General features: G+C 64.6%; 13 protein-coding genes. 11 read left to right on the top strand and 2 right to left on the bottom strand.

From position 1 onward, the window contains the following. The first annotated feature begins 49 nt into the window (after positions 1-49). Positions 50-493, top strand: a complete 444-nt coding sequence (locus RX331_RS03645; protein ID WP_317255294.1) for a nuclear transport factor 2 family protein — start codon at positions 50-52, stop codon at positions 491-493. An 18-nt stretch (positions 494-511) separates the two neighbouring features. Here the strand turns inward: RX331_RS03645 and RX331_RS03650 are convergent, their stop codons facing one another. Beyond that, positions 512-1,819: a histidine kinase gene (locus RX331_RS03650; protein WP_317255295.1), complete on the bottom strand. Its 1,308-nt coding sequence runs from the start codon at positions 1,817-1,819 to the stop codon at positions 512-514. 117 nt (positions 1,820-1,936) lie between these two features. Here RX331_RS03650 and RX331_RS03655 point away from each other — a divergent pair, with 117 nt between their 5' ends. After that, positions 1,937-2,581: a response regulator transcription factor gene (locus RX331_RS03655; RefSeq protein ID WP_317255296.1), complete on the top strand. Its 645-nt coding sequence runs from the start codon at positions 1,937-1,939 to the stop codon at positions 2,579-2,581. 123 nt (positions 2,582-2,704) lie between these two features. Here the strand turns inward: RX331_RS03655 and RX331_RS03660 are convergent, their stop codons facing one another. Continuing rightward, positions 2,705-2,941, bottom strand: coding sequence for a hypothetical protein (locus tag RX331_RS03660; RefSeq protein ID WP_317255297.1), 237 nt, complete (start codon positions 2,939-2,941; stop codon positions 2,705-2,707). A gap of 201 nt (positions 2,942-3,142) precedes the next feature. Between RX331_RS03660 and RX331_RS03665 the strand changes: the two genes are divergently transcribed. The 9 genes from RX331_RS03665 to RX331_RS03705 all read left to right on the top strand — a co-directional run bounded on the left by RX331_RS03665 (position 3,143) and on the right by RX331_RS03705 (position 12,944). Further along, complete coding sequence (locus RX331_RS03665) at positions 3,143-3,355, top strand: hypothetical protein (RefSeq protein ID WP_317255298.1); 213 nt, start codon at positions 3,143-3,145, stop codon at positions 3,353-3,355. A 128-nt stretch (positions 3,356-3,483) separates the two neighbouring features. Beyond that, entirely contained in the window at positions 3,484-3,696 is a 213-nt protein-coding gene (locus RX331_RS03670; RefSeq protein ID WP_317257997.1) for a hypothetical protein, read from the top strand. A 199-nt stretch (positions 3,697-3,895) separates the two neighbouring features. Then, positions 3,896-4,546 (top strand): aldehyde dehydrogenase iron-sulfur subunit PaoA, encoded by a 651-nt coding sequence (paoA, locus tag RX331_RS03675; protein ID WP_317255299.1) that lies wholly within the window; start codon positions 3,896-3,898, stop codon positions 4,544-4,546. After that, positions 4,543-5,493, top strand: a complete 951-nt coding sequence (locus tag RX331_RS03680; RefSeq protein ID WP_317255300.1) for a xanthine dehydrogenase family protein subunit M — start codon at positions 4,543-4,545, stop codon at positions 5,491-5,493. The genes paoA and RX331_RS03680 overlap by 4 nt, the downstream gene beginning before the upstream one ends. Positions 5,494-5,496: 3 nt before the next feature. Then, on the top strand, positions 5,497-7,704 hold the full coding sequence (gene paoC, locus RX331_RS03685; protein WP_317255301.1) for an aldehyde oxidoreductase molybdenum-binding subunit PaoC: 2,208 nt from the start codon (positions 5,497-5,499) through the stop codon (positions 7,702-7,704). 117 nt (positions 7,705-7,821) lie between these two features. Beyond that, positions 7,822-9,093, top strand: a complete 1,272-nt coding sequence (locus tag RX331_RS03690; protein WP_317255302.1) for a lipoprotein-releasing ABC transporter permease subunit — start codon at positions 7,822-7,824, stop codon at positions 9,091-9,093. A gap of 343 nt (positions 9,094-9,436) precedes the next feature. Next, positions 9,437-10,855 carry a threonine synthase gene (gene thrC, locus RX331_RS03695; protein WP_317255303.1) on the top strand — a complete coding sequence of 473 codons (1,419 nt, stop codon included), beginning with the start codon at positions 9,437-9,439 and terminating at the stop codon, positions 10,853-10,855. After that, positions 10,852-12,141: a pitrilysin family protein gene (locus RX331_RS03700; RefSeq protein ID WP_317255304.1), complete on the top strand. Its 1,290-nt coding sequence runs from the start codon at positions 10,852-10,854 to the stop codon at positions 12,139-12,141. The genes thrC and RX331_RS03700 overlap by 4 nt, the downstream gene beginning before the upstream one ends. 215 nt (positions 12,142-12,356) lie before the next feature. After that, on the top strand, positions 12,357-12,944 hold the full coding sequence (locus tag RX331_RS03705; RefSeq protein WP_317255305.1) for a GNAT family protein: 588 nt from the start codon (positions 12,357-12,359) through the stop codon (positions 12,942-12,944).

The following is a 12,944-nucleotide window of genomic DNA, read 5'->3' on the forward strand; positions in this document are numbered from 1 at the left end:
AGTCGCGTTCGGGACAAAGGCTGGTTCAGTGTCCATTCAAGACGATCGCTTGATTTCATCATCCGCTGCAGCGCTCAGGACCGGGTACCCCGACCTGGAGGGCGTCGCGAACCTTGCGGACAATTTCGATCAGGTCGCGGTGGTGGTCGACTGGCTGGACGCCTGCCGCAATCGCGATCTTGCGATGCTGCTCGACCTCTATGCCGACAACGCGACGCTGCAATGCCAGTGCGGCGAAGCCAGGATCAGCGAAGGCCGTGCTGGCCTCGAATCCTACTGGAAGCCGCGTCTCGATACGCTCGCTGCCACCGCATTCGGGCTCGAGGAGATCATGCCGACCACCCACGGCGTCGTGCTTGATTATCTGAGCCACGAAGGCAAGCCGGTGCGCGTGGCCTTCAGCTTTACGCGCGACGGAAAGATTCAGGCGACGCATTGCCTGCCGATGACAGAGTTGCCGCAGCGCGCCGGCCTGCAGGACTACGCCGGCTAGCTCCGTCGATCCCTTCAGTCAGGTCCGCTCACCGCTTGAGGGCTCTCCCGCCGGAAGGCGGCAGCGGACCGACGTGCGCCCAGCCTCCCGCAACAGCTCGAGCGTTCCGCTCAACGCGCGGACGCGCTCCAGCATGCCGGTCAATCCGCGGCCAAACCGCCGGTCCGGCGGAAAGCCGATGCCGTCGTCCGATATTTCCACGATCACCTCGCCGCCGCTGATCTCCGCCGCAACATCCATCGAGCTTGCCTTGGCGTGGCGCAGCACATTAGTGACCGCTTCCTGGATGACGCGATAGACCGTCTGCGACATCAGGCCCTCGATCTCGTTCAGCCTGGCGTCGATCCGCGAGGTCACCTTCAGTTCGGGCGTCTGCGCCTTTGCATTCTGCAGGAGCGTCTGGATGCTCTTCTGAAGGCCCAGTTCGTCGATGTAGAGCGGCCGGAGCCGGTCGAGGATGCGGCGGTTCGCCTGCTGCAGCGTCTCCACCGATTGCAGGATGCCCTCGGCGGCACGCCTCAACTCGCCCTCGCCGGCGGGGGTCGATTCCAGGAGCGCGACCGTGTTGGCCCGGATTCCAAACAACAGCGGCCCGAGTTCGTCGTGAAGCTCGCGCGCCATATCCTGCCGTTCGTCGTCCTGCAGTGACACGATCTGCCGGAGCAGGTTGCGATTGTCCTGGCTGAGCTGATGCAGCGTGCGGGCGAGTTCGTTGGCCTGCTGCGCACTCCTGCGGATCTCGGGTGGACCGGCCGGGATAATCGGCTGCGCGTAGTCGCCCCCGCGCATCCGGGTCAGGCCGTCGCCGAGATGCTGCAGCGGTCGCTGGGCCGAGCGGGCCGTGAAGTGGGCAATGGCTACCGTCAGCAGCATCAATGCGATACCGGAGCCAGCGATCGCCAGAAATCCGATCCACTTCTCGTAGATGTCGGCGGACAGGTCGGGAGCAAGCACGATGGCGCCGACCTGCTTGCCCTCGATGACGACAGGGAACGCGGCCTTGAGTTCGGGGATGGCAAGCAGATGCATGAACCAGCCGGGCACCGTTCCGAGCGGCGTCTGCACCGCGTGCGGATGCCCATCGGGGCCGCTGCCGAGGCGCCGAAACCGGATGGCCGCGGAATCTCCCAGCGACTGCACGAATGCATCGAGCGTCGCTTGTGGATTGGCTGATGTCTGCAACGCACCGTTGAGGGCAGCCGCGACCGCTCTGGCCGAGCGAGCCGCCGGTTCGATTTCTTCCGCAAGTTGCGCCGGGGCGAAGAATCGCAGCGAGACGGCTCCGGCCAGCAGAGCGGCCACGAACATCAGGCCGAGCGGCAGCATGAGCCGCGCCCGAAGCGAAAGTCTTTCCCACATTCTGGTTATAATAGTTCCCCGCAACCCAAGATTTCTCTTTTCAAATACCGTCAACCCCTTATTTATTCCGGAAGGGGATAAATGATGCAGAATTCTACTAAATCGGCAACGAAGGTCTTGATCGTCGACGACCACCCCGTGGTGCTTTCGGGGTGCCGAGCGCTGTTTGCGTCAGACAATTCGGTGAAAATCGAGGAGGCCAACGACGCCAAGTCCGGCCACCGTGCCTATATGTCCCGCAAGCCCGACGTAACGGTAATCGATATCAAGCTGCCCGATGTGTCCGGTTTCGAGCTGATGCGGCGGATCCGAAAAGAGGATCCGGATGCCAAAATCATCATGTTCAGCATGAATGATGATCCGGCCTTCGTGGTTCGCGCCATCGAGATGGGCGCGCAGGGTTATGTCTCGAAAGGCGACGATCCCAGGATGCTGGTGAAGGCCGTGCGCAAGGTCGCCGCGGGAGACAACTTCATTTCGCCGCAACTGGCGGAGGCGGTGACCTTCTCCGGCGCTTCGATCAAGGCCAATCCGGCCTCGCAGATGACGGCGCGGGAGCTGGAGATCCTGCGGCTGCTTGGCCGCGGCGACAAGATCGTCGAAGTCGCAGATGCGCTGGAGATTTCCTACAAGACGGTGGCCAACACCACCTCGCTGCTCAAGCAGAAGCTCGGCGCCAAGAACCACTCGGACCTGATCCGGATCGCCGTCGAAATGGGGTTGGGCTGAGCGCGATAAGCGTTGCAAATACTGCTGAACCGGCCGCGCCGTGCGGGCGCGACCCGTTCGCGCCGCTGCAATTCATGCATCGCCCGGGCAATGAGGATGGCGATGCCAAATTGCAGCGAAGGCTTACCAATGGTGGTGGCGGCGATGGTGACGCCATTTGTGATGGCCCCGGCCCCTGTACCACCCGTAGTGATGGCCGCGGCCGCGATGTCCATGGCCGTGATGGCCGTGCCCGTGCCTGACCTGGATCACGGCGCCGTCCTCTGCGGCCAGCGGCGCGATGCCGATCCTGGCGGAAGCGGACAGGGTCATTGCCAGCGAGGCAATCAATGCCGCGCCGATCAGAACGATACGTCTCATGCAGGGTCCTCCCAATCGCGGAATCGCGATGTCTGACACAAGTTCCCGAATCGTCATTTTGTTCCCGCCACGGCCCGCCCCGGATTTGCCGATTTATCCCGGCACGGCTGGGCCTGGGTGCCGGCCAGTGCCGCTCAGAGTTGCGTGGCAATTTCGGGAAGAATCGGCGATGTGGGCTCCTGTGACGACAAGGAGAGCTGGATGGACAGACTGGATATCGTAGAAGGCGCCCTCGCGAGGGCCTGGGGTGTCTACCTTCTGATCCACAGCGGCATCGACGACAACGACCCGCGGCGAGACAGCCTCCAGCAGTTCATTCGGCAGCGCTGCGATGCAGGAGAATCCGACACGGAATCGTTGGCGATCGAGGGGCTCAAATTTCTCAAGAGCCTGGAAAGGCGTTCCGAAGAGTAAGCTCGCCAGCCTGTTGGGAGGCTGGTCCGCACTTCTAGTTCGGGAATACCTGGAACATTCGATTTCCTTGAGGGTTGTCAGCTGCATCACGGGAAACACCGGAGGAGGACACCTTGAAGAAGTCACTGATGATCGGAGCGACGGCTGTTGCCATATCGGCCTTCGCAGGGAGTGCGGTCGCCGCCGAATTCTATGTGGTACGCGACGCCACTACCAAGAAATGCACGGTCGTCGATACCAAGCCGACCACGACGACGACCACCATCGTCGACAACGGCACGTTCAAGACCAAGACCGAAGCCGAAACCAGCATGAAAACCATGAAGGTCTGCACCGAGTAAACGACAGACCCTTCCAGGAGAGAGGGCCGCAAGCATCGCTTGCGGCCCTTTTTGCTTCTCGGCCGCACCTCGCCTGCTCCTCCAAACGTGAATGGCGGGCAGGAACGGGGCAAAGCCGGGGTGGTTACAGGAAACTTGAAGCACGCGCTGAAACAGCCGTGCCGAACATCATCCGAACACAGCAGAACGGGAACACGGCATGCAGGGTCCCAGCGGCTTCGAACTATCGCGCAGGAAATTGTTGCTGGGAACCGCCGCATCGGTGGCTTTCAGCGCCACGTCGGAGGTCAAGGCGCAGGCGCCCGGGGTTCCTGCGCCGGAAGGTGCACCCGCCGCCGCGATGTCGAAGGTCTCTTTCAACGTCAACGGCAGCCAGCGCGAACTCGCGCTCGATGCGCGGACGACGCTGCTCGATGCACTGCGCGAGCACCTGCATCTCACCGGAACCAAGAAGGGCTGCGATCACGGCCAGTGCGGCGCCTGCACGGTGATATCTGGCGGCCGGCGGATCAATTCATGCCTGACGCTCGCAATCATGCATGAGGGCGACAGCATCACGACCATCGAGGGCCTCGGCACGCCCGAGAACATGCACCCGATGCAGGCCGCGTTCGTCAAGCACGATGGCTTCCAGTGCGGCTATTGCACGCCGGGGCAGATCTGCTCGGCGGTCGCGGTGCTCGATGAGATCAAGGCCGGCATTCCCAGTCACGTCAGTGCCGATCTCAACGCTGTGCCGCAACTGACCAATGCCGAGCTTCGTGAGCGCATGAGCGGCAACATCTGCCGCTGCGGCGCCTATTCCAACATCGCCGAGGCGATCACTGAAGTCGCCGGGAGGCCCGCATGAGATCATTCACCTATGAACGCGCAAACTCGCCGGCTGACGCAGCGGCGGCCGCCGCGCGTCATGCCGACGCCAAATTCATCGCCGGCGGCACCAATCTGCTCGACCTGATGAAGCTCGAGATCGAAACCCCGGCGCATCTGATCGACGTCAACGGCCTCGCGCTCGACAAGATCGAGCCGACGGCTGAAGGCGGCTTGCGGATCGGCGCATTGGTGCGCAACACCGATCTGGCCGCCGACAGCCGCATCCGGCGCGATTATGCCGTGCTGTCGCGCGCGCTGCTCGCCGGCGCTTCGGGACAACTGCGCAACATGGCGACGACGGCAGGAAACCTGTTGCAGCGGACGCGTTGCCCGTACTTCTATGACACCAACCAGCCCTGCAACAAACGCCGGCCCGGCAGCGGCTGTGCGGCGATCGGCGGCTTCAACCGCCAGCACGCGGTGGTGGGCGCCAGCGACGCCTGCATCGCCACCCATCCGAGCGACATGGCGGTCGCCATGCGCGCGCTCGATGCCGCGGTGGAAACGGTCAAGCCGGACGGCGCCACGCGAACGATTCCGATCGCCGACTTCCATCATCTGCCGGGCAATACGCCGCACATCGAAACGGCGCTTTCGCCCGATGAGTTGATCACGGCCGTCACGCTGCCAAAGCCGATCGGCGGCACGCAGATTTATCGCAAGGTGCGCGACCGCGCCTCGTATGCCTTCGCGCTGGTCTCGGTTGCCGCCATCGTACAGCGCGACGGCACCGGCCGCGTTGCGCTCGGCGGTGTCGCCCACAAGCCATGGCGCATGGAATCGGCCGATGCGCAGATGCCGCGCGGCGCCAAGGCCGTGGCCAATCAATTGCTCGCCGGCGCGAAGCCCACACGCCAGAACGCATTCAAGCTGCCGCTGGCCGAGCGAACACTGAGTGCCGTGCTGACCGAGGCGAAAGGCTGATCCATGAAGTTCGAAACCCCAGCCACATCAAATCCGATCGATCAGCTCAAGGTGATCGGCAAGCCCGCCGACCGTGTCGACGGTCCGCTTAAGACCACGGGCAAGGCGCCGTACGCCTATGAGCGTCACGACGTCGTCTCCAACCCCGCCTATGGCTATGTCGTCGGCTCTGCGATCGCCAAGGGGCGGATCGGGCGGATCGACGTTGCCGCGGCCAAGGCTGCGCCCGGCGTGCGTGCCATCGTCACGGCTGACAGTGCCGGTAAGCTCGGCAAGGGCGACCGCAACACGGCCAGGCTGCTCGGCGGCCCCGAGATCGAGCATTATCACCAGGCGATCGCGCTCGTGGTCGCCGATACCTTTGAACAGGCGCGGGCTGCAGCGCAGCTTATCCGCGTCGACTACGTCAAGGCCGACGGCGCTGCCTTCGAACTCGCGGCAGTGAAGGACAGCGGCGAGCCCAAGCCGTTGTTCGGCGGTCCGGCCGATACTGCGCGGGGCGATTTTTCCGGCGCGTTCGCGGCAGCGCCGGTGCGGTTAGAGGCCACCTACACCACGCCCGATCAGGCGCATGCGATGATGGAGCCGCATGCCTCGATCGCGGTGTGGAATGGCGACAAGCTCACGCTGTGGACCTCGAACCAGATGATTGCCTGGGGCGTAGCCGATGTCGCAAAGACCCTCGGAATCCCCAAGGAGAACGTTCGCCTGATCTCGTCCTTTGTCGGCGGCGGCTTCGGTGGCAAGCTATTCGTGCGCTCGGACGCATTGCTCGCCGCGCTTGGCGCGCGCGAGGTAGGACGACCGGTGAAGGTGGCGCTGCAGCGCCCGCTGATGTTTAACAACACGACGCATCGTCCGGCGACGATCCAGCGGATCCGCATCGGCGCCGACAGGGACGGCAAGATCGCGGCGATCGGCCATGAGGAATGGTCCGGCAACCTGCCGGGGGGCAGGCCGGAAGGCGGGGTCAGCCAGACACGGCTGCTCTATGCCGGGCCTAACCGCATGACCGCAACCCGCCTCGCGACGCTCGACCTTGCCGAAGGCAATGCGATGCGCGCGCCGGGCGAGGCTTCGGGCATGATGGCGCTGGAGATCGCCATTGACGAGATGGCCGAGAAGCTCGGGATCGACCCGATCGAGTTTCGAATCCGCAACGATACCCAGATCGATCCCGAAAAGCCGGAGCGGCCGTTCTCGCAGCGCCAACTGACGGAGTGTTTTCGCATTGGCGCCGAGCGTTTCGGCTGGAGCGCGCGCGATCCGCAGCCGGGCCGCGTCCGTGACGGACGCTGGAAGATCGGCATCGGCGCGGCCGCCGCGTTCCGTAACAATCTGCTGACAAAGTCGGCGGCGCGGGTGCGGCTCGACGGCAACGGCGTCGTCACGGTCGAGACCGATATGACCGACATCGGCACCGGCAGCTACACGATCATCGCGCAGACCGCGGCCGAGATGATGGGCGTTCCGCTGCAAAAAGTGACGGTGCATCTTGGCGATTCGGCCTTTCCGGTCTCGTCGGGCTCCGGCGGACAGTTCGGCGGCAACAACTCGACCGCCGGCGTCTATGCTGCCTGCGTCAAGCTGCGCGAAGCGATCGCCCAGAAGCTCGGCTTCAATTCCGCAGAGGCCGAATTCACCGACGGTGAAGTGCGTGCCGGCAATCGCCGCGTGCCTTTGGCGCAGGCAGCTAGCGGTGGCGACCTTTCGGCCGAAGACGGAATCGAATATGGCGATCTCGACAAGAAGTACCAGCAGTCGACCTTCGGCGCCCATTTCGTCGAAGTCGGCGTCGATGTCGCCACCGCTGAAATCCGCGTCCGCCGCATGCTGGCCGTATGCGCGGCCGGCCGCATCCTCAATCCAAAGACGGCGCGCAGCCAGGTGATCGGCGCGATGACTATGGGGGTCGGCGCGGCACTGATGGAGGAGCTGGTGGTCGACAAGCGCGCCGGCTTCTTCGTCAATCACGACCTCGCCGGTTACGAGGTGCCCGTTCATGCCGATATTCCGCACCAGGACATGATCTTCCTCGACGAGACCGATCCGGTGTCTTCGCCGATGAAAGCCAAGGGTGTTGCCGAGCTCGGGATCTGCGGCGTCGCGGCGGCGGTTGCCAACGCGGTCTACAACGCGACCGGCGTGCGCGTCCGCGACTATCCGATCACGCTCGACAAGCTTTTGGAGCAGATGCCGGACGTCGGTTGAGCGTGCTGACGCAGGACGCGCGACGTCCACCGGCGTCGCGACAATGTGGCGGTGGACGAAGATCAATCTTGGAGGCGGCCCCACGAAATCGTCCCGAAAACGCGCTATGAAGGGACGATGGAAAGTCCCCCGCGTCCCCTGCCGTTCTCGGCATTCGAATGGCTGCTGTCCGGGCGGTACCTGCGCGCGCGTCGCAAGGAAGGCTTCATTTCCGTCATCGCGGGGTTCTCCTTCCTCGGCATCATGCTCGGCGTGGCCACGCTGATCATCGTGATGGCCGTCATGAACGGCTTCCGCAAGGAACTGGTGGACAAGATCGTCGGCCTGAACGGCCACCTTCTGGTGCAGCCGCTGGAGTCGCCGCTGACGGACTGGGAGGACGTGGCCGACCGCATCAGTCGGGTGCCGGACGTCCGGCTTGCCGCGCCGGTGGTGGATGGCCCGGCCCTGGCATCGTCGGCACAAAATGCCACCGGCGTGCTCATTCGGGGCATTCGCTCCGATGACCTCAACAACCTTGCCGCGATCTCCAGCAACATCCAGCAGGGCTCGCTCGACGGATTCGACCGAGGGCGGGGCGTCGCCATCGGCCGCCGGCTTGCCGAGCAATTGGCGGTGCGGGCCGGCGACAATATCACGCTGGTCGCGCCTGACGGCACGACGAGGTCGAAGGGCGCGGCCGCGCGCATCAAGCCGTTCAAGGTTGCGGCGGTGTTCAGCATCGACATGTCGGAATATGATTCCGTCATGGTCTTTCTGCCGCTCACGGAGGCGCAGACCTATTTCAACCGTGCTGACGATGTGAGCGCCATCGAGGTCTTCCTCGTCGGCAGCCCGGACCGGGTCGACAGTTTCAGGCGGCCGGTCGCTGATGCTGCCGGGCGGCCGGTGTTCCTCGTCGACTGGCGGCGGCGCACCTCGGCGTTCTTCGCGGCACTGCAGGTCGAGCGCAATGTCATGTTCCTGATCCTGACCTTGATCGTGCTGGTCGCCGCGCTGAACATCGTGTCCGGCCTGATCATGCTGGTAAAGGACAAGGGCAGCGACATCGCGATCCTGCGCACCATCGGCGCCTCGCGCGGCGCGATCATGCGGGTATTCCTGATCGCGGGTGCCGCGATCGGCGTGCTCGGCACCCTGGCCGGGCTGCTCCTTGGCATGCTGGTTTGCCTGAACATAGAAACCATCCGGCAGTTCCTGTCCTGGCTCACCAACACCGAGCTGTTTCCGCCAAAACTCTACTTCCTGTCGAAACTGCCGGCGGAGATCGATGCCGGCGAGACCGCGGCTGTCGTGGCGATGGCGCTAATGCTGTCATTCCTCGCAACGCTCTATCCCTCGTGGCGGGCGGCCCGGCTCGATCCGGTCGATGTGCTCAGATACGGATGAGGGTGCCACCCTCAGCCGCAAAGTGTCGCGACAGCCCGAAGCTATATCCGCCGTCATTGCGAGCGCAGCGAAGCAATCCACGTCTCGGCCCGGGGATAGATGGATTGCTTCGCTGCGCTAGCAATGACGGGGATGGGGCGCGGCGTGTCCGCACGCGGCATTACCGCCTAGCATACGAAAAATTGCGCCGTTTGCGACAACTGCACCCTTTCTTTTCACTCACGAGCCATTTCCCCTTGGCCGCAAAACGCTTTATGGTGGCCCTTCGCTTCGCGGTTGGCGAAATCTAATTCACGATAAATATCAAAGGCATGGCATAGGGCTTGCGCCTTTGGAGGGTGGTTTGACGCGCTATATTTCGACGCGGGGGGAAGCTCCCGTCCTGGGTTTCTGCGATGTGATGCTGACCGGGCTCGCCCGTGACGGCGGCCTCTACGTGCCCGAGGTCTGGCCGCAGCTTTCGCGCGAGACCATCGCCTCCTTTTTCGGCCGGCCCTATTGGGAGGTCGCAGTCGACGTGATCAAGCCGTTCGCGGCCGGGGAGATCTCCGACGCCGATCTCGGCCGCATGGCCAATGAGGCCTACGCGACGTTCCGCCATCCGGCCGTGGTGCCGCTCGATCAGACCGGCCCCAACCAGTTTCTGCTGGAGCTGTTCCACGGCCCGACGCTGGCATTCAAGGACGTCGCGATGCAGTTGATCTCGCGGCTGATGGATCACGTGCTCGCCAAGCGCAGCCAGCGTACCACCATTGTCGTCGCCACCTCGGGGGATACCGGCGGCGCCGCGGTCGAGGCGTTTGCCGGGCTCGACAATGTCGATCTGGTCGTGCTGTTTCCGAACGGGCGCATCTCCGACGTGCAGCGGCGGATGATGACGACGACCGGCGCCGCCAACGTGCATGCGCTCGCCATCGAAGGCACCTTCGACGATTGCCAGGCGATCGTGAAGGCGATGTTCAACAACCACGGCTTTCGCGATGCCGTGTCGCTGTCGGGCGTCAATTCGATCAACTGGGCGCGGATCGTCGCCCAAGTGGTGTATTATTTCACCTCGGCGGTGGCGCTCGGCGCCCCCGCCCGGCCGGTGGATTTCACCGTGCCGACAGGCAATTTCGGCGACATCTTCGCCGGCTATGTCGCCAAGAAGATGGGCCTGCCGGTCCGCTGGCTGCGCATCGCCTCCAATGTCAACGACATCCTGCCGCGCACGCTCAAGACCGGCATCTATGAAGTGCGCGAAGTGCACGCTTCCGCCTCCCCCTCGATGGACATCCAGGTCTCCTCGAATTTCGAGCGGCTGTTGTTCGAGGCGAGCCGCCGCGATGCCGACAGCGTGCGCCGGCTGATGGCCTCGCTGAAGCAGTCCGGGCGCTTCGTGCTGCCGGACGCCATGCTGGCCGCGATCCGCGAGGAGTTCGACGCCGGCCGCGCCGACGAGACCGAGACCTCGGCGGCGATCCGCGCCGCTTGGCGCGAGGCCGGCGACCTCGTCGATCCCCACACCGCCGTGGCGCTGGCAGTGGCCGATCGCGACACCTCGGATTCGAAGATCCCCAACATCGTGCTGTCGACCGCGCATCCGGCCAAGTTCCCGGACGCGGTGGAAGCCGCCTGCGGCGTGCGGCCGGAGTTGCCGGCCTGGCTCGACGGTCTCTTGACCAAATCCGAACACATCACGGTGATGAAAAACGATTCAGCCGACGTGGAAAGATTCGTGCGCTCGGTGAGCCGCGCCGCGAAGCAGGGAGTTGCCGGATGAGTGTCGACGTAACCAAGCTGCCGTCCGGCCTGACCGTTGTCACCGACACCATGCCGCATCTGGAAACCGCCGCGCTCGGCGTCTGGGCGGGCGTCGGCGGCCGCGACGAGAAGCCGAACGAGCACGGCATCTCGCATCTTCTGGAGCACATGGCCTTCAAGGGCACGACCAGGCGCTCCTCGCGCGAGATCGTCGAGGAGATCGAGGCCGTCGGCGGCGATCTCAATGCTGGCACCTCGACCGAGACCACGGCCTATTATGCGCGGGTGATGAAGGCCGACGTGCCGCTGGCGCTCGACGTGCTCTCCGATATCCTCACCAATCCGTCCTTCGTGCCCGACGAACTCGAGCGCGAGAAGAGCGTCATCGTGCAGGAGATCGGCGCGGCGCAGGATACGCCCGACGACGTCGTGTTCGAGCACCTCAACGAGCTCTGCTTTCCCGACCAGCCGATGGGCCGCTCGCTGCTCGGCACCGCCAAGACGCTGAAGGCGTTCGACCGCGACATGCTGCGCGGTTATCTCGCAACGCATTACCGCGGTCCCGACATGGTGGTGGCCGCCGCTGGCGCGGTCGATCACAAGCGCGTGGTGGAAGAGGTGACGCAGAAATTTGCCGGCTTCGACGCCACCCCGGCGCCGAAGCCGCAAGCGGCGATGTTCGGCAACGGCGGCTCGCGGGTCGTGCACCGCGATCTCGAACAGGCGCATCTGACCTTGGCGCTCGAAGGCGTGCCGCAGACCGACCTGTCGCTGTTCTCGCTGCAGGTCTTCACCAATACGCTCGGCGGCGGAATGTCGTCGCGCCTATTCCAGGAAGTGCGCGAGAAGCGCGGGCTCTGCTACTCGATCTACACCTTCCATGCCCCTTATTCCGACACCGGCTTTTTCGGCCTCTATACCGGCACCGATCCCGCCGACGCGCCGGAAATGATGGAAGTGATCGTCGACGTCATCAACGACGCCGTCGAAACCCTGACCGAGGCCGAGATCGCCCGCGCCAAGGCGCAGATGAAGGCCGGCCTGCTGATGGCGCTGGAAAGCTGCTCCTCGCGGGCCGAACAGCTGGCCCGGCACGTTCTGGCGTATGGACGGCCGCAGACGGTGGATGAGCTGGTCGCCAGGATCGACGCGGTCAATGTCGAATCGACCCGCAACGCCGCCCGGGCGCTGCTGTCCCGCAGCCGGCCGGCGGTGGTCGCGCTTGGCAGCGGCAGGGGTCTGGACACCGCGGTATCTTTTGCGGAAGGATTGACGAGGTCGAAGGCAAAGTCGCTGCTACACTAGTGCTTCAACCTCGCCCGCGCTTGCGGCGGAGAGCATAGGCCGCCTCCGGCGGCCGTACTTGGTAGAAACGCCGAGGCGTAGCCTCGGCTACGGCGAAGCGCCGGGTGAGGGGCCCTCTCCACGGACACGACTCGCGGAAAGAGCCCCTCACCCGACCCTCTCCCCGCGAAGAGCGGGGCGAGGGCGAAAGTGGCTCGGACGGGAGAGTTGAGGGCATGGCCCTGTTTCGTTTGCCATCCAGCGGACCCGCCGCACTCGTGCCGCGCGGTCATGGCCTGTTGCTGCGCGCGCCCCAGATGGCGGATTTCGTGCAGTGGGCGCAACTGCGCGAACAGAGCCGGGCCTACCTCACGCCATGGGAGCCGATCTGGCCCTCGGACGACCTGACCCGCGCCGGCTTCCGCCGAAGGCTGCGCCGCTACGCAGAGGATATCGCCGCCGACCGGTCCTATCCCTTCATCATCTTCCGCGAGGCCGACGGCGCCATCATCGGCGGCATCACCCTTGCCAATGTCCGCCGCGGCATCGTGCAGGCCGGCACCATCGGTTATTGGGTCGGCGAGCCCCACGCCCATCGCGGATATATGACCACGGCGCTGCGGGTGCTGCTGCCGACGCTGTTCGGCGAGCTCAACCTGCACCGCATCGAGGCTGCCTGCATTCCGACCAACGCGCCGTCGATCCGGGTGCTGGAGAAATGCGGCTTCACCCGCGAGGGGCTGGCGCGGCGCTATCTCTGCATCAATGGCATCTGGCAGGACCACCTGCTGTTCGGCCTGCTGCACGAGGATTTCCGCGGCTGA

This window comes from Bradyrhizobium sp. BWA-3-5, from assembly GCF_032917985.1.
Classification (GTDB): Bacteria; Pseudomonadota; Alphaproteobacteria; order Rhizobiales; family Xanthobacteraceae; genus Bradyrhizobium.